Source organism: Streptomyces sp. NPDC020958 (assembly GCF_055562175.1).
Genome location: NZ_JBVHFU010000001.1, coordinates 546,882 through 569,136, shown reverse-complemented (window position 1 = coordinate 569,136; position 22,255 = coordinate 546,882). Strand labels below are relative to the sequence as shown.

Sequence of the window (22,255 nt, the reverse complement as noted above, 5' to 3'; positions counted from 1 at the left end):
GAGCGAGTGTGCCGGCAACAATGGACTCGGCTGCGTGAAGCCCTGCCGGCGCTCGTCTCTCCATTCCCAACGTCGTGAAGAGGAGAGCTCCATGTCCCGACTGAACCGGGTGACCGTCCTGGGCTCGGGTGTGCTGGGCGGACAGATCGCCTGGCACAGCGCGTTCAAGGGCAAGACCGTCACCGTCTACGACGTCGCACCGGACGCCATCGAGCGCTGCCGGGCCGCGCACGACCAGTACGCCGCCATCTACCTGTCCGATGTCGGCGCCGACGACGCGGACATCGCCGCAACGAGGGAGCGCCTGACCTACAGCACCGACCTGGCTGCCGCGGTCGTACGGACAGACCTGGTGATCGAGGCGGTGCCGGAGATCCCGGAGGTCAAGACGGCCGTGTACAAGGAGATGGCCGAACTCCTGCCACCGGCGGCCCTCGTCGCGACCAACTCCTCGACGTTCCTGCCCAGGGACTTCGCCGAGGCCACCGGCCGTCCGGAGAAGTTCTGCGCTCTGCACTTCTCCAACCTGATCTGGTCGATGAACTTCGCCGAGATCATGGCGCACCCCGATACGGCAACGGAGACGCTCACCGAGGTGACGGAGTTCGCCGTCGAGATCGGCATGCTGCCGATCCCTGTGCGCAAGGAACAGCACGGGTACGTCGTCAACACATGGCTGGTGCCCTTCCTCAACGCCGCACAGACCCTCGTGACCAACGGGGTCGCCACCCCCGAGGACGTGGACCGCACCTTCCTGTACACCGGCGCCAGATTCGGACCGCTGGGCATGATGGACATGATCGGCATGAAGACGGCGTACGACGTCCTCGCCCACTGGGCGAGGGAGACCGGCGACGCGCAGATGAGCGCCAACGCCGAGTACATCAAGGGCAACTTCCTGGACCAGGGCCTGCTCGGGCTGCAGACCGGCAAGGGCTACTACACCTACCCCGACCCTGCCTACCAGCGCCCCGGTTTCCTCGACGTCCCCGACCTCTCTGCCGTCCCGCGCCTCGTGTCCTTGATCGCGCAGCAGTGACCACCACCTTCGCCGAACCGTCACCCACACCTCACTGAACGAAGGAAGCCGACATGAGCGGAACCGCCGCGGCGGCAGCAAGACTTCAGCACGTCGACGTACTGATCGTCGGAGCCGGGATCTCCGGCATCGATCTGGGCTACCACCTGACCACGAAGCAGCCGAGCCGGACCTTCGCCATCGTCGACGGCCGCGACGCGATCGGCGGCACCTGGGACCTGTTCCGTTACCCGGGCATCCGCTCCGACGCCGACATGCAGAGCTTCGGCTTCGAGTTCAAGCCGTGGACCAAGGACAACGCGATCGCGGACGCCCACGAGATCCTCGACTACCTGCACGAGACGATCACCGAGAACGGCCTCGACCGGCACCTGCACCTCGGGCACAAGGTGCTCCGCGCCGACTTCTCGTCCGACATGGCGCGCTGGACGGTCACGCTCGAACGGACCAGTGACGGCGAACAGTTCGACGTCACCTGTGGCGTGCTGTTCTCCGCCGCCGGCTACTACGACTACGCCGGCGGATACACCCCCCACTTCGAGGGGCGCGAGGACTTCGGCGGCCTGATCATCCACCCGCAGCAGTGGCCGGAAGATCTCGACTACACCGGCAAGAAGGTCGTCGTCATTGGCAGCGGCGCCACGGCCGTGACACTCCTGCCGTCGATGGCGGGCACAGCGGGACACGTCACGATGCTGCAGCGCTCACCGTCGTACGTCCTGCCGGTCCCGCGCAAGGACCCGATCGCCAACACCCTGCTCCGACTCCTGCCGGACGCGGTCGCGTACGGGATCACCCGGCGCATCAACATCAACCGCCAGCGCCTGATCCTGTCCCTCAGCCGACGCTACCCACGGCAGATGCGCCGACTGATCCGCCGGCTCAACGCCGCAGCGCTTCCCGAGAGTTACGCGGTCGACACGCACTTCAACCCCCGCTACAACCCCTGGGACCAGCGGCTCTGTGTGGTTCCCGACTCCGACCTGTTCAAGGCCATCTCCAGCGGGGCGGCGTCCGTGGTCACCGATCACATCGTCCGGTTCACCGAGCGAGGCATTCTACTCAAGTCAGGCATCGAACTCGATGCCGACATCATCGTCACCGCCACCGGACTGAACATGCTGCCGTTCGGCGGGATCGCCCTGCACGTCGACGGACAGCCGGTGGAACTCAACGACCGGCTGATGTTCAAGGCCATGATGGTCAGCGGCGTGCCCAACTTCGCGTTCGCACTCGGCTACACCACCAACGCATGGACGCTCAAGGTCGACCTGGTCTCCGACCACCTGTGTCGGATGCTGGCCCACATGGACCGCTTCGGCTACGCCGCCTTCACACCGGTCCTCGACGACCCGACCCTCACCCGGCGGCCGTTCCTCGAAATGGACACGGCCTACATCAAGCGCGCCATGCACCTGTTCCCGCAGCAGGGCTCCCACGGCCCCTGGACGGTGGACCAGAACTACGCACTCGACCGTGACCGGCTGCGTGACGGACCGGTCGAGGACCCCGCACTGCACTTCACCCGTGCCGTGGTGGGTGCGGTGGAGACGCCCGAGGAAGCAGCCGCGTGAGCACCCCCGCCTTCCTCTCCGTCAGCGGCCGGCGCATCCGCGTGCGCGTCGAGGGTGACCCAGCCGACCCGCCGGTGCTGCTGTTGCACGGCATCGGCCGCAGTCTGGAGGACTGGGCCCCGCAGTACCCGCGCCTTGCCCAGGGGCATCGGCTGATCGCCCTTGACCTTCCGGGTTTCGGGTTCTCCGCCCGCTCCCCCGAACCCATCACTCTCGAGGTGCTGGCCCGTGGAGCGCTTGACACACTTGACGCGCTTGGCGAGCGTCGACCGCTGCACGTGCTCGGCAACTCGCTCGGCGGCGCGATCGCCCAGCAGTTGCTCGTCCTCGAGCCGGAACGGGTGGCCTCGCTGGTGCTGGTCAACAGCGCAGGATTCGGCTCCGAGGTCGCCCTCCCGCTGCGGCTGCTCGCCCTCCCCGTTCTCGGCCGTATCGCCACCCGACGCACCACCCGCGCCGGGGCGGGGATGGCCGAGCGCCTGCTTTTCAGCGACCCGCTACTGGCCACCAAGGAGCGGATCGATCATGCCTTGGCCATCGCCCGACAGCCCGACCCGAACGCCGTACTGCTTGAGACCGTCCGACAACTCGCCACGGTGCGTGGTACCAGGCCCGGCTGGCGGGCGGACCTGACCGCCGCCGTCAGGAAGCACCCCCGCCCGACACTGATCATCTGGGGCGACCGGGACCGAGTCCTGCCCGCCCGTCATCTCGACTCCGCACATGGGCTCCTCCCCCACGCCGAGACGCATCTCTTCGCCGGGATCGGTCACATGCCGCAGATCGAATGCCCCGACGAGTTCGCCGCACGTGTCCTGACATTCCTCGCACACAGCGCCAACAACACCAGTAGTGGAGCCCCTTGATGTTCACCAGCCCGTTTCCCGACGTCGAGATCCCCGAAGTGAGCGTCTTCGACATGCTCTTCACGGACATCGATCAGACAGACCTGGACCGGATCGCGTTCATCGACGCCGCCGATGACACGCGGACGACCTACCGGGAGCTGATCGGGCGGGTGAACGCGACAGCCGGCGCCCTCGCCGCCCGCGGGGTCGGCGTCGGGGACGTGGTGGGTCTCCTCGCTCCCAACTCGTCCCTGTTCGCGGTGGCCTTCCACGGCATTCTGCGGGCCGGCGCCACGGCGACCACCGTCAACGCGTTGTTCACCGCCCAGGACACCGCCAAACAGCTCACCGACGCACGCGCGACGATGCTGATCACCGTCGGCGCGCTGCTGCCGCAGGCCGAGGAGGCGGCGCGGTCGGTGGGGATCACACCCGGGCGTCTCATCGTGCTGGACGGTGAAGGCGAGAACGCCACCGGCTACCCGAACGCCGACGATCTGCTAGCCCAGGGCACCCCGGCTCCGCAGGTCTGCTTCGATCCCGCCACGCACCTGGCCGTGCTGCCCTACAGCTCGGGAACCACCGGCAACCCCAAGGGCGTCATGCTGACGCACCGGAACCTGGTGGCCAACATGGCGCAGATCCGGCCCCTGCTCGGAATGAGGTCCGACGACAACATGCTTGCGGTGCTGCCGTTCTTCCACATCTACGGCATGACCGTGCTACTGAACGCCGCCTTGCAGGCGCGGGCGACTCTGGCCGTCATGCCTCGGTTCGAGCTGGCCGCGTTCCTGGACACCATCCAGAAACACCGGATCACCTACACCTTCATCGCACCTCCGGTCGCGGTGGCCCTGGCCAAGCAGCCGCTCGTTGACGAGTACGACCTGTCCTCCCTGCACACCATCCTGTCCGGTGCCGCGCCGCTGGACGCCGAACTCGGGAACGCCGTGGCCGAGCGGTTGGGCGTCCGGGTGCTCCAGGGCTACGGCATGAGCGAGCTGAGCCCGGTCAGCCACGTCATGCCGCTGGACGGCGGCCAGGCACACTTCGGCGAGGTCGCGCCGCTCAGTTCGTGCGGCTGGCCCGTCCCCAACACGCTCAACAAGATCGTCGATCCCGTCACCGACCAGGAAGTCGCCTACCCGACGGCAGGTCTGAGCGAGCCGGGCGAGCTGTGGGTCAAGGGACCGAACGTGATGACCGGCTACCTGGGCAACGCGGAGGCGACCGCCGGCACGATCGACTCCGACGGGTTCCTGCACACCGGAGATCTCGCACAGGTCGACCGCATCGGCCGGGTGTTCATCGTCGACCGGCTCAAGGAACTGATCAAGTACAAGGGCTACCAGGTCCCGCCCGCCGAGTTGGAGGCCCTGCTGCTGACCCACCCGGACATCAGCGACAGTGCGGTTATCGGGGTCGCCGACGACGACGGCGAGGAGATTCCCAAGGCCTTCGTGGTCCGCCGGGCCGGGACCGACCTCACTGCGGACGAGGTCATCGAGTTCGTCGCCGGCCGGGTCGCCCCGCACAAGAAGGTCCGGCGGGTCGAGTTCATCGACGTCATACCCAAGTCGGCGTCGGGCAAGATCCTCCGCAAGGACCTCCGCACCTCGACCGCTTGACGCCGAACCGGGACGTCTGCGCCCGCACCGGCCCCCAGCACAGGCTGCTGTGCCCGTAAACGGGCACAGCACCCTCGGTGACCCTGCGGGTCAGCCGTTGCCTCCCCGAGGCAGGAGTGCCTCTCCGAGCATGAGCCAGTACGGCATCGCGGAAGCACCTGGCTCGATCCCGATCACCTGGATCGCGACATGATCGGCGCCGGCCCCGACATGGGCGTGGAGCTTCTCCACGATGGTGTCCAGGTCGCCCCAGAACACCAGGTCATCGACGATGCGGTCGCTGCCGCTCGCGATCTCCTCCTCCGAGTAGCCCAGCCTGCGGAACTTGGCGACGTTGTACGGGCTGTTCAGGTAGATGTGCAGATGCTCGCGCGCGATCGCGCGGGCCTTGCCGGGGTCGGACTCGAAGAGCACCGCGTGCTCGACACCCAGGAACGCGTCCGGCCCGAGGATCTCGCGCGCCTGTGCGGTGTGCGCCACGTTGACGTGATAGGTCTGCGCGCCGGCTGTGCGCTCGCCGGCCAGCTGGAGCATCTTGGGCCCGTACGCAGCCATGATGCGGCGCATCGGAGCCTTCGGCAGAGGATTGGGCGTCTTGACCGCGTCCATCTCGTCGAGGTACGCGGTCATGGCCGCCAAGGGCTTGACAGTCGGCCCCTGCCCCGGACCCGGCCCGCCGCCGAATCCGAGACCGAGCACATGCCGGTCGGGGTAGGCGTCGGCCAGCAGAAGGCCGGCGCCGTACGCCCACCGGGCTCCGCGTGACCAGATCTGTGCGATGCCGTTGACCACACTCAGCCGCTCGGTACAGGAGAGCAGAAGCCAGCGTGCGTGAACGCGTCACGCCCGAGGAGTTCGGGAATCCACACCGCCCGCCAGCCGCGTTCCTCCAATTCCTGGACGGACTCGCGGATCCGCGCCGCCGACTGGGCCTCGAAGTCGAAGGTGTAGACCCCGAACGTGCCGAGGTCAAGACCGTCAATGCTGCCCATCAGAACATCTCCTCACAGTCAAACGCACGTAAGGACAGACAGGTCTGTCTTTTACTTGCAGACAGACAGACCCGTCTGTTAACTTACACCGCATGAGCACGACGTCCATCCGGCGCCCGGCCCGGGAACGCATCCTCGACACAGCCTGCGAGCTGTTCTACACCCATGGCATCCACGCCGTGGGAGTGGACAGGCTGATCGCCGAGTCGGGAGTCGCCAAGGCCACGCTGTACAAGCAGTTTCCCAGCAAGGACGATGTGGTCGCCGCCTACCTGCGGCGAATGGACGACAGCTGGCGGCGCCAGCTGCGCTCGGCGGCACTGGCCGCCGGAGAGGATCCCGGCGAGCAGCTCTTCGGTCTCTTCGTCGCACTGGAGCAGGCTGCACGAGCGGGCACGCTGGGCTGTGCGTTCATCAACGCGGTGGCGGAGTACGACCCCGGCAGCACAGCGCACGCCATCACCGCCGAACACAAGGCCAACGTCCGCGACTGGGTACGGGGCCTGGCCGCCGCGGCCGGCGCCACGGACCCGGGCATGCTCGCGTTCCAGCTCACCCTCCTCATCGACGGCACCCTGGCGGCCACACGCGTCGAGCGTGCCGCCGAGGCCGCCGAGGCCGCCAAACAGGCGGCGCGCACTCTGCTCGACGCGGCCTGCGCTCGGCCCGCCTGAAGCCGCCGGCCAGCAGCACCCGACTTCCCACGTCCACCGACTCCAGTTCAGTCACTCCGCATTCCGTTCGCCACGAATCAAGTAGACAGACCTTTCTGTCCGCACCTACGCCAGCAACCCGACCACACCCCAAAGGATTCGATCCACATGTCCGAGCAGCCCCTCCCCACCACCGCACACGCCTGGTTCCTGGATTCCCGCCCGGAAGGCCGACCTACGGCGGCCAACTTCTCGCTGCGCGAGACCGAACTCGCGACACCGGGCCCCGGACAGCTCCTCGTCACCAACGAGTACCTTTCGGTCGACCCGTACATGCGCGGCCGGATGAGCGACAAGAAGTCCTACATCGAGCCCTACGACGTGGACGCACCGATGGACGGCCCCGCTATCGGCCGCGTCCTCGTCTCCAACGCGGAGGGTTTCGAGCCCGGCGACTACGTGGTGCACGTCCTCGGCTGGCGTGACCACGCCGTTCTCGACGCCGCGGGCGCCCAGAAGGTGGACCCGAACCTGGCCCCGCTCACCGCCTACCTGGGCGTGCTCGGCGTCACCGGCCTCACCGCGTACATCGGCCTTGAGCGGTTCGCGAAGATCAAGGAGGGCGACACGGTCTTCGTCTCCGGCGCGGCCGGCGCGGTCGGCAGCCAGGTCGGCCAGATCGCCAAGCTGAAGGGCGCCGGCCGAGTGATCGGCAGCGCGGGCTCGGACGAGAAGGTCAAGCTGCTGACAGAGGAGTACGGCTACGACGCGGCGTTCAACTACAAGAACGGCCCGGTGGCCGACCAGTTGGCCAAGGCGGCACCCGACGGCATCGACGTCTTCTTCGACAACGTCGGCGGCGAGCACCTGGAGGCGGCGATCGGCGCGCTCAGGCTGCACGCGCGGATCGTGCTGTCCGGGATGGTCTCGCAGTACAACGACGAGAAGGTCGTGGGACCGCGCAACCTGTGGAACCTGTCCGTGACCCGGTCGGACATCCTGGCCTTCATGTTCAGCGAGGAGTTGGACCTCCAGCCCAAGTTCGTCCAGGAGGTCGGCGGCTGGCTCGCCCAGGGCAAGCTCCGCTACACCGAGACTGTCCGAGAGGGCCTCGACAACACCCTGGAGGCCTTCCTGTCGATGATGCGGGGCGAGAACGTCGGAAAGATGATCGTCAAGCTCTGAGTGCGCTCCGCAGTACCGAAGCCTGAGGGGCCCGCCGCACGCACGGCGGGCCCCTCGTCCATAGGGGCCCGGGAGCCCTGGGGCCGAGAAGGGACTCGGGGCGATTCCACCGTCGCGGTAGGCGCAGCCCGCTTGCGATCACTCGCCTCACCCTCTTAAAATTATGATCGTAATTCAATACGCTCCACGCCTCCCCACTCCCCCAGGAACTCCCCATGGACCTCTCCACCAGCACAGCCCTCGTCACCGGCGCCAACCGAGGCTTCGGGCGGGCGCTCGCCGCCGAACTGCTCTCCCGGGGTGCCACCGTCTACGCCGGCGCCCGCAACCCGGACCAGGTCGACCTGCCTGGTGCCAAGCCGATCGCCCTCGACATCACGGACCCCGCCTCCGTCGCGGCTGCGGCCGCGGTCACCGGCGATGTGACCGTCCTGATCAACAACGCGGGGTCGAACACCGGCGCCGACCTGCTCTCGGCCGACCCGGCCGACATCCGCCGGGAGATGGACACCCACTACTTCGGGACCCTTTCGGTGGTCCGGGGCTTCGCCCCCCAGATCGCCGAACACGGCGGCGGGGTAATCCTCAACGTCCTATCGGGTCTGTCCTGGGTCAGCTTCCCGGAGTTCGGCGCCTACTGCGCCGCCAAGTCCGCCGAGTGGTCCCTCACCAACGCCCTGCGCGTGCAGCTCGCCGACCGGGGCATCCGGGTGGCCGGACTTCACGTCGGCTACATGGACACCGACATGGTCCGGGACATCGACGCCGCCAAGTCCGACCCCGCCGACATCGCCCGGATCGCCATCGACGGCATCACCGACGGCGCCTACGAGATCCTCGCGGACAACGCGGCCCGCCAGGCCAAGGCCGCCCTGTCCGGGGACCTCTCGGTTCTCTACCCCCAGCTTCCCTGAGAGCCGGCCGCTCAGAAACCCCCGCCCACCGACCCACCGCACAGTACGTCCAGCAAGGGAACGTCATGACAGAGCACCGCAGACAACCGACTCGGAGCGGCAGCGCCGCCTGGGCCATAGCCATCACCAGCATCGCCGGGTTCATCACCGCACTCGACAACCTGATCGTCACCACCGCCCTGCCATCCATCCGCAAGGACCTCGGCGGCGGCCTCGAAGACCTCGAGTGGACGGTGAGCGCCTACACCCTCACCTTCGCGGTCCTGCTCATGTTCGGCGCCTCCCTGGGTGACCGCTTCGGCCGCCGCAGACTGTTCGCCACCGGACTCGCGATCTTCACCGGCGCCTCGGCCGCCGCCGCCCTCGCCCCCGGGATGAGCGAGCTGATCGCCGCCCGTGCGGCGCAGGGTGTCGGGGCCGCGATCGTGACGCCGCTGACGCTCACTCTGCTGTCGGCCGCCGTCCCGGCCGAGCGGCGCGGCGCGGCCTTCGGTATCTGGGGCGCGGCCAGCGGCATAGCCGTCGCCACCGGACCGCTCATCGGCGGCACGCTCACCCAGCACCTCTCCTGGCAGTGGATCTTCTGGGTCAACGTCCCGATCGGCCTGGCGCTGATCCCTCTCGCCCTGCTCCGGTTGGACGAGAGCCGTGGCCCACACCCGAGCCTGGACCTCGTGGGCACGGTCCTGGTCAGCGGCGGCCTGTTCGGCATCGTCTACGCCCTGGTGCGCGGCAACGCCGACGGCTGGACCAGCACCCCGGTTCTGGGCGGCTTCTTCGCGGGTACAGCCCTGCTCATCGGCTTCGTCCTGTACGAGCTGCGCGCCGAGCACCCGATGCTGCCGATGCGCCTCTTCCGCCACCGATCGTTCAGCACCATCAACATCGCCAGCCTACTGATGTTCCTGGGCATGTTCGGGGCGATCTTCCTGCTCAGCCAGTACCTGCAGACCGTCGGCGGCTACTCGCCGATGGAGGCCGGAATCCGGATGCTGCCCTGGACCGCCATGCCCATGATCGCCGGGCCGCTGGCCGGAGTGCTCTCCGACCGCATCGGCGGCGGCCCGGTCGTCGCGGTAGGCATGACCCTGAACGCCGTGGGCCTCGGGCTGTGGGCGCTCGCCGTCGAACCGCAGGTGGCCTACACCCACCTGCTGCCCGCACTGATCGTCTGCGGCATCGGCATGGGCATGTTCTTCGCGCCCAGCGCAAACCTGGTCATGAGCACGGTCCGTCCGGAAGAACAGGGCATCGCCTCCGGCGCGAACAACGCGATCCGCGAAGTCGGCGGCGCGATCGGCGTCGCGTCGCTGGCAGCGGTCTTCTCCGCCCAGGGCGGCTACGGCTCCGCCTCTCTGTTCGTGGACGGGCTGGTCCCGGCGCTGTGGGTAGGGGCGGGTGCCGTCGCCGTCGCGGCGGCCCTGGCGTTCCTGATGCCGCGGCGACGCGCGGCCCACGGCCCGGCTGCCGGACTCGCCACCGAGGACGCGCCGATCGCGGCCTGATGCGGACAGACCGACGGGCGGCCCAGCCGATCGCGGCTGGAGCCGCCCTTCGGCGCCTCCGGCGGCTTCTGGTTCAGCTGCGCCACGGAATCGTCACTGATCCGCGCCCGACGGCAGGAAAGCCCGCAGATGTGCCAGGAGGGCCTCCGGCCGCTCCTCCGGGATGAAGTGACCGCACTCCGGGATCTCGGCACCCGTGACGTCGGCCGCGTAGGCACGCCAGATCTCCAGCGTGGGCAGGCGGGACGGCAGTCCCACGGAACCCCACAGCGCCAGCACCGGCATGGTGAGGCGACGGCCCTCGGCCGCGTCAACGTCGTCGAGTTCGATGTCCTGCTCCATGGCCCGGTAGTCGTCGAAGCTCGCCCGCAGGGCACCGGGTCGGGAGAACGCACGGACATAGGCATCGACCGCGTCGGGGGTCAGCCCAGGGCGGTTGTAGGTCCACCGCTCGAAGAAGTACTCCAGATACCCGCGGATGTCGTGGCCCACGAGCCGCTCGGGCAGATCGGGCTGCATCTGGAACAGCCAGTGCCAGTATCCGGAGGCAAGCGAGGCGTCCAGGCGGCGGAACATCTCCCGGGTAGGCACGATGTCGAGCACGGCGAGCCGCTCCACCTGGTCCGGACGGTCCAGCGCCCAGCGGTGCCCCACACGGGCACCACGATCGTGCCCCACGACCGTGGCCTTCTCGAAGCCGAGCGCTTCGACCAGGCCGGCCATGTCGGCGGCCATCCGCCGCTTGTCGTACCCGGTCGTGGGCTTGTCGCTCCGGCCGTACCCGCGCAGGTCGGGCGCGACCACGGTGTGGTCGGCGGCGAGCTCCGGCAGCACCTCCCGCCAGCACAGGGAGGTCTGCGGCCAGCCGTGGAGCAGGACGACCAGCGGGCCGGATCCCGCCCGGACGTAGTGCAGGCGGACCCCGTCGACCTGCGTCACCCCGGCCGTCACCGTCGGCTGTCCCATGAACACTCCTCCTCGGTGTCGACCAGCTAACCGTCTTAAGTGGTTAAGCTAACGTGCAGAATGGAGGCGTGGCAACGGACGAATTGTGGGTCTGGGACGGCGGGCGGATCTGCCTGGACTTCGTCAACACGCTGCGCTTCCGATGGCGCACCACGCCCGAGGAGACGCTCCGGAGTCCGGACGACCTGTCGCGCTGGCTTCAGGAGGCAGGCCTGCTCGCGCCGGATGCCGCCGCCGTGGATCCCGCCGCTACCAGCGTTCTGGTGCCGGGCCTACGCCTGCGCGAAGCACTAGACCGGGCCGTACTGGCGGCAGCCGACGGCCTGCTGCCGGCTTCGGGCGACGTCACGCTGCTGAACCGCTCCGCGGCGGCGGCCCCCCGGCCCGCCCTGCAGCTGGCCGTAAGGGACGGCCACCTGGAGCCTTCCGGTACCGCGAACCGGGTCTGCGACCCCACGGCCGCACTGGCGCTGATCGCCCAGGACGCCGTCGATCTTGTGCTGTCCGACGAGATCCAGCGGGTACGCGTCTGCGGCGCGGAGCGCTGCGCCCTGCGCTTCGTGGACCGTTCGCCCGCCCGCAATCGCCGTTGGTGCTCCATGGCCCGCTGCGGCAACCGCGCCAAGGTCCGCCTCCACCAGGCCAGAGCGCGGGGCACGGGACCTCGATCGGACGTGCGGAGCGGGCGCGCACCGGACAACTGAACGCGACACCGGCGCGGTCGCCTCCCGCCGTTCACCCCACGGGCTTCAGACGGAAGGCGGGGCCGGGAACGCTCTCGACGTCTTGGGCCTGTACGGCATGACCTTCTCCGCAACTGATCTGGACGCCGACGGGTGCGCCGCACTCGCGATGCCGCGTCAGGACGGCCGGCCCCTCGGGGTCGGCGGCGTGCCGGTCCCCCCACTGCAGAAGCCCCATCACCGCCGGCACCAGATCCATGCCCTTGGGGGTGATCACATATTTCGGGCGACTGCGGAAACCGGGCTCCTGGTAGCTCTCGGTGGCGAGGATCCCCTCGGCCACGAGCATCCGGAGCCGCGCCGCGAGAAGGTTGCGGGGGCAGCCCAGGACTCGCTCGAAGTCACCGAAGCGGGACGATCCGTACCAGACCTCACGCAGGATCAGAATCGTCCACTTCTCACCCACAATCTCAAGGGTCCGCGCGATCGAGCAGTTCGACGTGTCCCGGTCGAGGCGGAGGTCCGCGCCGGTGTCCTTGGCAAGTTCGGTCCACGCAGTCATGGGTATGACTCTAACGCGATCTGAGTTTACTTTTCGATACCTAGAAGCGGGTCCGTCCACTCGCTGCCGCGCGTCGACGCCAGACCGGCCTCACACGCCGACACTCCGCCACAGCAGTGACGTACCCCACACACCTCACAGGCTGTTGACAGCTCGTCACAAGTTCCGTGATCCTCCTGATCTCAGCAAGGCGCATCACGGCACAAGAGGCCGGTGAGTGCGCACCTGCTTTCGCGAGGTCCTGTCGGGACTTCGCCATCCCGACCTCTGGTTCCTCCGCGCCTTCGCCGACCGCCCGGCACAGCACCCTGTGCGGCGAACGGCGACAGATGCGAGCGCCGCGCCCTGTACCGCGCGCCGCACCTCGGCCGGGACGCCCCCTTGCCTCTGCTCGCTGCCACCATGCGGCTGCCAGGCATGCCCCCACCATCTCGATGCCGGAAGGCCGCGTGCCGCGCGGTCGTCCACCCCACCACTTGGAGGCTCCGTGCTCCCGCCCGTCCCCCCGGCTCCCCCAGGTCACCCGCCGGCACCGCGTCACGCCGCGGAGCTGCACGGCATGGACCGCCTGCGCGAGACCACGCACAGTGCGCAGCGCACCTTCCTGGTCGTGAACACGGTGCCGTTCTCCGTCGGCATCGTGCTGTCCTGTTTCACCGACGTTCCGGCAGCGACGGTGTCGGGGAACCTCACGCTCGGCATGGTGTGGGGCATCCTGCAGTGCGCGCTCTTCGTCGCCAGTGCCTGGCTCTACGAGATGCGAAGTACGCGGTCGTCGGATCCCGTCGAGGAATCCCTGGAGTCGGGCGCGCCACATACCGACCCATCGGAGGCCGCCGCCGCCCACAGGACCCGGTGGTGAAGCGGTGACCACGGACATCCTGAGCTCGGGTGTACTCGACCCCATCGGTCCGGACGCGAGACGTCCCGTGATCATTGCCTTTCTGGTCTTCATCGGCGTGTCCCTGCTCTGGCTCTTCACCCTCGCCACCGCGGACGAGGTCGATCCCGAGAAGCTCTACGTCGCCGACCGTTCCCTCTCCCCCGCCTTCAACGGATGGGCCATGGCCGGCGAGCAGATCTCGGTCGTCACCCTGTTGACAGTCTCCGGCGGAATCGCCCTGTTCGGTTACGACGGGTTCACGTACGCCCTCGACGGTCTGATCACGCTCGGCGTGCTGCTGCTCCTCGGGCAGAAGATCCGCAACAGCGGCCACTACACGCTCGGCGGCCTGTTCTCCCTGCGCGCATCGGGATCCGGGCCCAGAATCGCCGCGAGCACGGTGACACTGGCCATCTCGATCCCTCTCCTCGTCATCCAACTGCGCGCCGCCGGGATCAGCGTCGCCCTGCTGATCGGCCTGCCCAACGATGCCACCCAGGTGATATGCACGGTGCTGATGGGCTGCCTCGTCGCCTGCTTCGCCGCGGTGACAGGGCTGCGAGGCAACAGTTTCATGCACGCAGCCAAGGTTCCGATCACCCTGGCGGCCCTCTTGGTGATGGCCCTGCTCGCCTTGAGCAAGTTCGCGTGGGATCCCGGAGTTTTGCTGTCGGCCGCGGTGAAGAACAGTGTGGCGCCCGATGCCTATCTGAAGCCCGGGCTCTGGCCGTACACAGCGCGCCTCGGGTCACTCAACACGTTCGGCAATCACGTCGTCTTCATCCTCGGCACGGCCGTGATGCCTCCTATGATCCTGCGGATCGGCGCGTCCCGGACCGGGCGGGCGGCACGCCGGTCCATGACTATCGCCACAGGGCTGGGCGGCGTCTTCGTCGCCCTCCTGGTCACCACCGGCTTCGCCGCCGCGGCCGTGGTGGGCGGCACCGGCATCGGCGCGGTAGACGCCGGCGGGCAGACGGCCCCGATCCTGCTGGCCTCTGACGTGCTCCGCGACGGTTCGACACAACGCGTCGTGCTGATCACCCTCATGGCGTGCGTCATCTTCCTCACCGTGCTCACCACCGTGACCAGCGTGACGTTCGCCGCGGCCGTTTCCCTCGCCCACGACGTTCTGGCGCGAGGCGGGCGCCGCCGCACCGACACCGAAGAGGTGCGGGCACTTCGGGTGGCCGCCATCGTCATGTGCGCGGTGAGCCTGTCCCTGGCGGCCGCCATCCACCGCTACCCGAACGAGTTCCTGGTCGCTTTCGCGATCAGTGTCGCGGCGTCCTGTGTCTTTCCCACGTTGATCTACTCGTTCTTCTGGCACCGGTTCAACCGCAGAGGACTTCTGTGGTCCGTCTATGGGGGACTACTGCTCTGCGCTCTCCTCACTGTCTTCTCACCCATCGTCTCGGGAACCGAGTTCGCGCTGTGGCCGGAGGCGAGTTTCGACTGGTACCCGTTCCAGACCCCGGGTCTGGTCTCCGTTCCTGCGGCCTTCGCCCTCGGGTGGCTCGGCAGCATCACCTCGGCCGAGGATTCCGAGCCCGATTTCCAGCATGTGCAACACCGAGTCCTGACCGGGCGGGAACTCGGGGCCCGGTCCGCCGATCCGCAACGGCGGGGCCGCCCGCAACCCCGATGAGACAAAGAGACCCGGTCGTGTCCAGGGAAGATTCCATCACCTCCTGGGTTTACTTTTAGATACTCAGGAAGTAGCGTCCAGACCAGCACACCCACCCGGCGGCGTCCGGCGCGGCCGGGCCCGGTACCGACCCGAGCAGGAGCCTCGCCATGGCAAGGCCCCGGGTGCAACTGTTCACGCGGTTCATCGTGAGTGTCGGCGCGAAAGCGGCGAACCCTCGGCCCTGACCTCCCGATCGTCCGCGACGTCGCCGGATCCAACCGGATCGGCACTCGGCTCAGCCACCACCTCGGCAACCGAGTCGAAGACCGGCTCGCCCCGGACCCTCCACCTCGCCTCTGCCGGCCGGTATGCGATAGGGGTGTCCCGTACCGCCCTGTTCGCCGCCGCGCCCCGGAAGCGGCACGACCCCGAAGCCACAAAGGAGTGCGCGATGGGAATGTACGAGGATGCCTTCCGTGCCAGCATCGAAGAGCCGGAATCCTTCTGGCTGAAGGCGGCGGAAGGCATCGACTGGGTTACCCCTCCGCGACGCGCCCTGGATTCCTCGGACGCGCCCTTCTACCGCTGGTTTCCCGACGGGCGGCTGAACGTCTGTTTCAACGCGCTCGACCGGCATGTCGAGGCCGGCCGGGGCGAGGAGCCCGCGCTGGTCTACGACTCGCCGGTGACCGGCACGCGACGCACGTACACGTATGCGGAGCTCACGGACGAGGTGGCGACCTTCGCCGGAGCACTCGCACAGCTGGGCGTGGGGCAGGGCGACCGTGTGGTGATCTACATGCCGATGGTCCCCGAGGCCGCCGTCGCGATGCTGGCCTGCGCGCGGATCGGCGCGGTCCACTCGGTCGTCTTCGGCGGGTTCGCCCCGCGCGAACTCGCCCTCCGCATCGACGACGCGGCCCCGAAGGTGGTCGTCTCCGCCTCCTGCGGCATCGAGGGCCAGCGCGTCATCGCGTACACGCCGCTGCTCGACCGGGCGATCGAACTGGCGACCCACAAGCCCGAGAAGCGCGTGATCCTGCAACGCCCCCAAGAGCAGGCCGAGTTGGGGCCGGACGATCTCGACTGGGGCGAACTGACCGCCACCGCGCAGCCGGCCGACTGCGTTCCCGTTTCCGCCACCGACCCCCTCTACATCCTCTACACCTCGGGAACGACCGGAAAACCCAAGGGAGTCGTGCGCGACTGCGGCGGCTACGCGGTCGCCCTTCACTGGTCCATGGGCGCCGTCTACGACGTGGGTCCCGGCGAGACGATGTTCACCGGCTCCGACGTCGGCTGGGTCGTCGGGCACTCGTACATCGTCTACGCACCCCTGCTGGCCGGCGCCACGACGGTCCTGTACGAAGGCAAGCCGGTCGGCACCCCGGACGCGGGCCAGTTCTGGCGCGTCGCCGCCGAGTACGGCGTCAAGACGATGTTCACGGCGCCGACCGCATTCCGGGCCATCCGCAAGGAGGACCCGAAGGGCACACTCACCGCCGGCTACGATCTGTCCGCCCTGCGCCACCTGTTCCTCGCCGGTGAGCGCCTCGATCCCGAGACGTATCACTGGGCGAGCGCCCTGCTGGGCGTCCCGGTGATCGACCACTGGTGGCAGACCGAGACGGGCTGGCCCATCGTCGCCAACCCCATGGGCATCGAGGCCGCGCCGCTCAAGCCGGGGTCTCCGACGCGCCCGCTGCCGGGCTGGGACGTCCGGGTCCTCGACCCTGCGGGCAAGCCGGTGCCCACGGACGTCGACGGCGCGATCGTCGTGAAGCTCCCCCTGCCGCCAGGCGCGCTACCGACCCTCTGGAACGACGACGAGCGCTACGTCGCCTCCTACCTCTCCGCATACGACGGCTACTACCTCACGGGCGACAGCGGCCACATCGACGACGACGGGTACGTCTTCGTCATGGGCCGTACCGACGATGTCATCAACGTCGCCGGGCACCGGCTGTCCACCGGCAGCATGGAGGAGGCCCTGGCCGCCCACCCCGACGTCGCCGAGTGCGCCGTCATCGGTGTCGCCGACACCTTGAAGGGACAGATCCCGCGCGGCTTCGTCGTGCTGAAGGCCGGCACCGACCGCGAACCGGGCGAGGTGGAGGCCGAACTGGTCCGGCTCGTACGCGAGCGCATCGGTGCCGTCGCCTCCCTCAAGGACGTCGCGGTCGTGGCCGCCCTGCCCAAGACCCGCTCGGGAAAGATCCTGCGCAAGACGATGCGCGGCATCGCCGACGGCCACGACGAGCCCATCCCGTCCACGGTGGACGACCCGGGTGTCATCGAGACCCTGCGTCCTGTTCTCTGCCGTCCGGATCACACACCGTGAGCGGCGACGCACGGCCCGTCCGCCGGTGGGCGGAGGACCTCCGGCGGACTTCGCAAGGCACGGCCCTGCTATCAGGGCGGGGGTACATTTCGAACATGGGGACCGATGTGCATCTCTTCCTCAGTGATCTCGCCCTGGGGCTCATGCCTCGGACGGATCACGTGGCGGACGTGGTGCTGCGGCGCCTGCGCGGCGAGTTTCCCGAGCTGTGGAAGTACGAGGACATCGCCGCCGTGGCCCCTGCCGGGCTGTCCGAACACGTCGTCGCCGCTCTGGACTTCCTCGCCCGCAGCCGTGACCTGACCGAGGTCAGGACACCGCCCGCGGCCATCGAGTTCGCCTGCCGGCTCGCTGAGCACGGAGTGCCGATCAGTGAGCTCCTGCGTGTCTACCGGATCGTGCACGCGGGCCTGCTGCACGAGCTCTACACCGAAGCAGCCCGGGTCGCTGACTCCCAGGAACTGCTCAGCCAGACCACCGTCACACTGAGCGCGCTGGCCTTCGAGTACGTCGACCGCACGTCGGGCCAGGCTGTCGCGGCCTACCAGGGGGCACGTGACCGGTGGCTGCAGCGACGCCTGCTCGTGATCAACGAGGCCGGGACCCGGATCGGAACGACCCTCGACATCGCCGTCACCGCCCAGGAGCTGGCGGACGTCGGGACCGATCACCTCGCCGACCTCACCACCGTCGACCTGCTCTCCTCTGCCCTCGAGGAGGAAGACCTCTACCCAGCGCCCGCTCCTGCGACCCTGCGCCGCATCGCCCAGGCGGCCTCGGCCGGCTGCCCGGATCTGGCATGCGCGGCAGGGCGGACGCACAGCTACCCGGAAGGCTCGGAGCCGGCCCGTGTACTGGCGAACGGACAGCCCCTCCGCCTCCACGTCACAGCGGATGACGTTCCCGCGTGGCTGGCCACATCGGCGGACCACGCACTCGCCCTGCGTGCGTGGGGACCGTACTCCCTGCTCCTGGTCCCCCTGTGGGCCCGTGGCAGTCCGCTGGGACTCGCGCAGTTCGTCCGCCGCCGGACGGCGGATCCGTTCGACGACGACGAGATGCTGCTGGCCCAGGAGATCGTGTCGAGAGCGGCGGTGAACATCGACAACGCCCGTCGCTACACGCAGGAGCGGTCCACCGCGCTCACTCTCCAACGCAGCCTGCTGCCGCACCGCACGCCAGAGGAGTCCGCCGTCGAGACGGCGTCGCGCTACCTGCCCAGCGGATCACGCGCCGGAGTGGGGGGTGACTGGTTCGACGTGATACCGCTCTCCGGAGCCCGCGTCGCTCTCGTCGTGGGCGACGTGATCGGCCGCGGCATCCATGCCGCGGCCACCATGGGTCGGCTGCGGACGGCCGTCCGTACCCTGGCCGACATCGACCTGCCTCCCGACGAACTGCTGACCCATCTGGATGACGTGGTCATCCGGTCGCAGCGCGAGGAGCATGAGCGCGCGGACGAGATCAGCGCCACCTGCCTGTACGCGGTCTACGACCCCGTCTCCCGCGCTTGCTCCCTGGCCAGCGCCGGACACGTAGCGCCGGCCGTGGTGGCTCCCCTCACCGGTGACGCCGACGGCCCCACATCACGTAAGGTCGACTTCCCGGAGCTGCCGGTCGGCCCACCCCTGGGCCTGGGCGGACTCCCCTTCGAAACGGCTCAATTCGAGCTGGAGCACGGCAGCCGGCTGGTGCTGTACACCGACGGTCTCGTCCAGAGCCGCACGCGTGACCCGGGCCGCACGCTCGCGTTGCTGCACGACGTCCTCGCCGAGTCGCCGGCCTCGCTCGACGAGACCTGTGACGAACTGCTGTCCGCGCTGCTGCCCCACCGCCCCACGGACGATGTCGCCCTGCTCGTGGCACAGACCAGAGCCCTTGACTCCGGTCACGTCGCCACCTGGGATCTGCCCTGCGACCCGGCCGTAGTCTCCAAGGCCCGCGCCCAGGCGTCCGCCCAGCTGGCTACCTGGGGTCTGGAGGACATGGCCTTCACCACCGAGCTCGTGGTCAGTGAACTGGTGACGAACGCCATCCGCTACGGCAGGGGTCCCATCCAACTGCGCATGGTCCTTCAGTCCACGCTGACGTGCGAGGTCTCTGACGCCAGCAGTACCGCCCCGCACCTGCGTCGCGCCCGGGTCTTCGACGAGGGCGGCCGCGGTCTGCTCCTGGTCGCCCAGCTCACCGAGCGCTGGGGGACGCGACACAACCGCGAGGGCAAGGTCATCTGGGCCGAGCAGCTGATTCCCAGCCTTTCGACCGAGGCCCTGTCCGCTCCGGCTTGAGACTCCGCATGGGTTCTGCGGGATCTCCCCGCTTGCCACATCACACCGGCCCACATAATATTACGTTCGTAATTCTACGATCGCACCGACACACGCTCGGCTGGCCGGCCGGGGTGATTGTTGACCGCCTCCCCCCGCGCCCCTCGACGATCCATCACCCCTTGCAAGAGGAATCCCCATGCTCAACGCCCTGTGGAACCCGACCACCGTCGGAGACATCCCCCTGCCGCACCGCCTGGCCATGGCACCCCTGACCCGGAGCCGCGCAACCCTGGAGGGCGCGCCGACCGAGCTGAACGCGGAGTACTACGCCCAGCGCGCCTCGCACGCGCTCATCATCACCGAGGGCACCCAGCCCTCCGCCGACGGCCAGGGCTACCCGGTGACCCCGGGCATCTACACCGAGGAGCACATCGCCGGCTGGCGCAAGGTCACCGACGCCGTGCACGCGGCCGACGGGCGGATCGTCATCCAGCTGATGCACGCCGGGCGCATCGCCCACCCGGACAGCACCCCGCACCACCGGCAGCCGGTGGCCCCCTCCGCGATCCGGCCGCAGGGCCTCACCTTCACCCCGTCCGGGATGCAGGAGATGCCCGAGCCGCGGGAGTTGTCCACCGAGGAGGTCGCCGCGACGGTCGAGGACTTCCGCCACGCCGCCGCGGCCGCCATCGCGGCGGGCGCCGACGGCGTCGAGATCCACGGGGCCAACGGCTACCTGGTCAACCAGTTCCTCTTCCCCAGCGCCAACCAGCGAACCGACCAGTACGGCGGCTCCCTCGACAACCGCATCCGTTTCGCGGTGGAGGTCGCCACGGCCGTGGCCGACGAGATCGGCGCCGGCCGTACCGGCATCCGGATCTCCCCCGGCAACCCCTTCCAGCTCAACGACCTCGTGGAGAGCGACCCGCACGAGCTCTACCCGCACCTGCTGCGCGCCCTCGCCCCGCTCGACCTCGCCTATCTGCACATAGGCCACGGCGGCGACGAGGAACTCCTGCACACGCTGCGCAAGCTGTGGCCGACCACACTGCTCCTCAACCGGGCCGGCGCCGACATCGCGACCCGCGCCAAGGACGTCGAGGACGGCGTGGCCGACGTCGTCACCGTCGGCACCATGGCGCTCGCCAACCCCGACCTGGTCGCGCGCGTACGCTCCGGGGCGTCCCTGAACACCCCCGACCCGAACACGTTCTACGGCGGCGGCGCGGCCGGCTACACCGACTACCCCGCCCTCACGGCCTGACAACGGGCCCACGCACCCGGGGAGTCGTCGCCCCGGGTGCTCCGCACGGACCCCGGTACGCATCGGCCCGGCATCCCGTTCCTTGCTCGGGCTGCCGGGCCGATGTGCACAGCGGGCGGCGCACCTCGGGAGAGGCGCTCCACCGGTCGCCGCCGGGACTCACGCCGAGGAGTCGGGCACCGGAAAGAGCATGCAGCTGCTCGTGGCGTGAGCGAGCAGCCGATCCGTCGCGTCGACCAACTGAGCCTGAGCGAGGGCGGTCTGGCGCCCCCTGCTGACCACGGTGCCGATGGCGCGCACCGTGCCCGTGTCCACGGTGATCCGGCGCAGGAACTTCACTGTCAGGTCGAGCGAGGTGTACGCCATGCCCTGCGGAAGGGTGGACTGGACGGCGCAGCCCGCCGCCGAGTCGAGCAGGGTGGCGAAGATGCCGCCGTGCACGCTGCCGATGGGGTTGTAGTGCTCCTCCCCCGGCGTCAGGGAGAAGACCGCCCTGCCGGGCTCCACCTCGTCCAGGGTGAAGTCGACGGTGTGGTTGATCGGCGGCCCCGGCAGCCGCCCGGCCTGCAGTTCGCGCAGGAAGTCGAGACCGGCCATGCGCCCAGCGGCCTCCGCCAGGATCGCGGGATCTTCCCACTGGTACGTACGTGTGCGCCCCACGGCCGATCACCCTCCTGTCTGGCTTTTCTCAGTGAAGCTAGCCTCCGTTCACCTGACTGTCAACGGCGAAGCCAGGGTCGTACGATGGCGCAATGGAGTGGCTTGAGGCGAGCACAGAGAACTGCCCCGTCCAGCGCACGCTCGACGTGGTGGGAGAGAAGTGGACGTTGCTGATCCTGCGCGACGCCGTCAACGGAGTCCGCCGGTTCGACGACTTCCACCGCCACATCGGCCTGTCGGAGGCGGTCCTCAGCGACCGCCTGAGGAAGCTGGTCACCGCCGGGATCCTGAACACCGTCCCCTACCGGGAACCGGGCAGCCGCTCCCGCAACGAGTACCGCCTGACCCGCAAGGGCTGGGACCTGTGGCCAGCCCTGATGGCGCTGAGCCAGTGGGGCGAGGCGTACACCCTCGGCTCCGAGGGCCCCGTACTGGACATCCGCCACACCGACTGCGACGCGCCGGTCCGCGTCGTCGTCGAGTGCTCCGCGGATCACTCCACCCTGCACCCCGGCGACGTGACCGCCCGACTGGGGCCTGGCGCTCAACCTCGGAGGTGAGTCGAAGGACCGGCCGTTGCCGACGCCCGCTATCACATTACGCACGTCAGGCAATCGGTTAGGCTTGTGTACGGGGCAACGGCCTTGAGGGAGCGAAT

The 22,255-nt window shown here is 68.9% G+C and carries 20 protein-coding genes; 15 read left to right on the top strand and 5 right to left on the bottom strand.

Annotation, left to right across the window (positions count from 1 at the left end; translation table 11 throughout):
* Window positions 1-91 precede the first annotated feature (91 nt).
* From ACZ3KP_RS02630 to ACZ3KP_RS02615, 4 genes are read left to right on the top strand one after another with little or no spacing between them, the layout of a single operon-like run.
* Window positions 92-1,039: a 3-hydroxyacyl-CoA dehydrogenase gene (locus ACZ3KP_RS02630; RefSeq protein ID WP_387143584.1), complete on the top strand. Its 948-nt coding sequence runs from the start codon at window positions 92-94 to the stop codon at window positions 1,037-1,039.
* Between the two features lie 53 nt (window positions 1,040-1,092).
* Window positions 1,093-2,613, top strand: a complete 1,521-nt coding sequence (locus tag ACZ3KP_RS02625; protein WP_387143581.1) for a flavin-containing monooxygenase — start codon at window positions 1,093-1,095, stop codon at window positions 2,611-2,613.
* A complete protein-coding gene (locus ACZ3KP_RS02620; protein ID WP_387143578.1) occupies window positions 2,610-3,479 on the top strand; it encodes an alpha/beta fold hydrolase in 870 nt (289 codons plus the stop codon). Before ACZ3KP_RS02625 ends, ACZ3KP_RS02620 begins: the two co-directional genes overlap by 4 nt.
* Window positions 3,479-5,089, top strand: coding sequence for a 4-coumarate--CoA ligase family protein (locus ACZ3KP_RS02615; RefSeq protein ID WP_387143575.1), 1,611 nt, complete (start codon window positions 3,479-3,481; stop codon window positions 5,087-5,089). Before ACZ3KP_RS02620 ends, ACZ3KP_RS02615 begins: the two co-directional genes overlap by 1 nt.
* 90 nt (window positions 5,090-5,179) lie before the next feature.
* Here ACZ3KP_RS02615 and ACZ3KP_RS02610 read toward each other — a convergent pair whose 3' ends face one another.
* Together ACZ3KP_RS02610 and ACZ3KP_RS02605 are read right to left on the bottom strand one after the other, a co-directional pair.
* Complete coding sequence (locus ACZ3KP_RS02610; RefSeq protein ID WP_467495771.1) at window positions 5,180-5,881, bottom strand: LLM class oxidoreductase; 702 nt, start codon at window positions 5,879-5,881, stop codon at window positions 5,180-5,182.
* 2 nt (window positions 5,882-5,883) lie between these two features.
* On the bottom strand, window positions 5,884-6,081 hold the full coding sequence (locus ACZ3KP_RS02605) for a hypothetical protein (protein WP_387143569.1): 198 nt from the start codon (window positions 6,079-6,081) through the stop codon (window positions 5,884-5,886).
* 92 nt (window positions 6,082-6,173) lie between these two features.
* Between ACZ3KP_RS02605 and ACZ3KP_RS02600 the strand changes: the two genes are divergently transcribed.
* The 4 genes from ACZ3KP_RS02600 (at window position 6,174) to ACZ3KP_RS02585 (ending at window position 10,338) form a co-directional block, all read left to right on the top strand.
* Window positions 6,174-6,755, top strand: a complete 582-nt coding sequence (locus ACZ3KP_RS02600) for a TetR/AcrR family transcriptional regulator (protein ID WP_387143567.1) — start codon at window positions 6,174-6,176, stop codon at window positions 6,753-6,755.
* 147 nt (window positions 6,756-6,902) lie between these two features.
* Entirely contained in the window at window positions 6,903-7,919 is a 1,017-nt protein-coding gene (locus tag ACZ3KP_RS02595; protein ID WP_387143564.1) for an NADP-dependent oxidoreductase, read from the top strand.
* A gap of 215 nt (window positions 7,920-8,134) precedes the next feature.
* A complete protein-coding gene (locus ACZ3KP_RS02590) occupies window positions 8,135-8,833 on the top strand; it encodes an SDR family oxidoreductase (RefSeq protein WP_387143561.1) in 699 nt (232 codons plus the stop codon).
* A gap of 65 nt (window positions 8,834-8,898) precedes the next feature.
* The gene (locus ACZ3KP_RS02585; RefSeq protein WP_467495767.1) at window positions 8,899-10,338 is read left to right on the top strand and encodes a DHA2 family efflux MFS transporter permease subunit; all 1,440 of its coding nucleotides are present in this window, start codon (window positions 8,899-8,901) and stop codon (window positions 10,336-10,338) included.
* 93 nt (window positions 10,339-10,431) lie between these two features.
* Here the strand turns inward: ACZ3KP_RS02585 and ACZ3KP_RS02580 are convergent, their stop codons facing one another.
* Window positions 10,432-11,304 carry an alpha/beta fold hydrolase gene (locus ACZ3KP_RS02580; protein WP_467495765.1) on the bottom strand — a complete coding sequence of 291 codons (873 nt, stop codon included), beginning with the start codon at window positions 11,302-11,304 and terminating at the stop codon, window positions 10,432-10,434.
* A 68-nt stretch (window positions 11,305-11,372) separates the two neighbouring features.
* Between ACZ3KP_RS02580 and ACZ3KP_RS02575 the strand changes: the two genes are divergently transcribed.
* A complete protein-coding gene (locus ACZ3KP_RS02575; protein WP_387155586.1) occupies window positions 11,373-12,008 on the top strand; it encodes a CGNR zinc finger domain-containing protein in 636 nt (211 codons plus the stop codon).
* A gap of 31 nt (window positions 12,009-12,039) precedes the next feature.
* On the opposite strand, the gene ACZ3KP_RS02570 is transcribed toward ACZ3KP_RS02575, so the two are convergent.
* Window positions 12,040-12,549: a winged helix-turn-helix transcriptional regulator gene (locus ACZ3KP_RS02570; protein ID WP_387144971.1), complete on the bottom strand. Its 510-nt coding sequence runs from the start codon at window positions 12,547-12,549 to the stop codon at window positions 12,040-12,042.
* A gap of 559 nt (window positions 12,550-13,108) precedes the next feature.
* Between ACZ3KP_RS02570 and ACZ3KP_RS02565 the strand changes: the two genes are divergently transcribed.
* The 5 genes from ACZ3KP_RS02565 (at window position 13,109) to ACZ3KP_RS02545 (ending at window position 20,937) form a co-directional block, all read left to right on the top strand.
* The gene (locus ACZ3KP_RS02565) at window positions 13,109-13,411 is read left to right on the top strand and encodes a DUF485 domain-containing protein (RefSeq protein WP_387144968.1); all 303 of its coding nucleotides are present in this window, start codon (window positions 13,109-13,111) and stop codon (window positions 13,409-13,411) included.
* A gap of 4 nt (window positions 13,412-13,415) precedes the next feature.
* Window positions 13,416-15,080: a sodium:solute symporter family transporter gene (locus ACZ3KP_RS02560; protein WP_387144965.1), complete on the top strand. Its 1,665-nt coding sequence runs from the start codon at window positions 13,416-13,418 to the stop codon at window positions 15,078-15,080.
* A gap of 433 nt (window positions 15,081-15,513) precedes the next feature.
* Entirely contained in the window at window positions 15,514-17,403 is a 1,890-nt protein-coding gene (locus ACZ3KP_RS02555) for a propionyl-CoA synthetase (RefSeq protein ID WP_387144962.1), read from the top strand.
* 95 nt (window positions 17,404-17,498) lie between these two features.
* On the top strand, window positions 17,499-19,691 hold the full coding sequence (locus ACZ3KP_RS02550) for an ATP-binding SpoIIE family protein phosphatase (protein WP_467495760.1): 2,193 nt from the start codon (window positions 17,499-17,501) through the stop codon (window positions 19,689-19,691).
* 178 nt (window positions 19,692-19,869) lie between these two features.
* Complete coding sequence (locus ACZ3KP_RS02545; protein WP_387144956.1) at window positions 19,870-20,937, top strand: alkene reductase; 1,068 nt, start codon at window positions 19,870-19,872, stop codon at window positions 20,935-20,937.
* A gap of 159 nt (window positions 20,938-21,096) precedes the next feature.
* Here ACZ3KP_RS02545 and ACZ3KP_RS02540 read toward each other — a convergent pair whose 3' ends face one another.
* Window positions 21,097-21,597 carry a PaaI family thioesterase gene (locus ACZ3KP_RS02540; RefSeq protein WP_387144953.1) on the bottom strand — a complete coding sequence of 167 codons (501 nt, stop codon included), beginning with the start codon at window positions 21,595-21,597 and terminating at the stop codon, window positions 21,097-21,099.
* Between the two features lie 92 nt (window positions 21,598-21,689).
* On the opposite strand from ACZ3KP_RS02540, the gene ACZ3KP_RS02535 reads away from it, so the two are divergent.
* The gene (locus ACZ3KP_RS02535) at window positions 21,690-22,157 is read left to right on the top strand and encodes a winged helix-turn-helix transcriptional regulator (protein ID WP_467495758.1); all 468 of its coding nucleotides are present in this window, start codon (window positions 21,690-21,692) and stop codon (window positions 22,155-22,157) included.
* Window positions 22,158-22,255 lie beyond the last annotated feature (98 nt).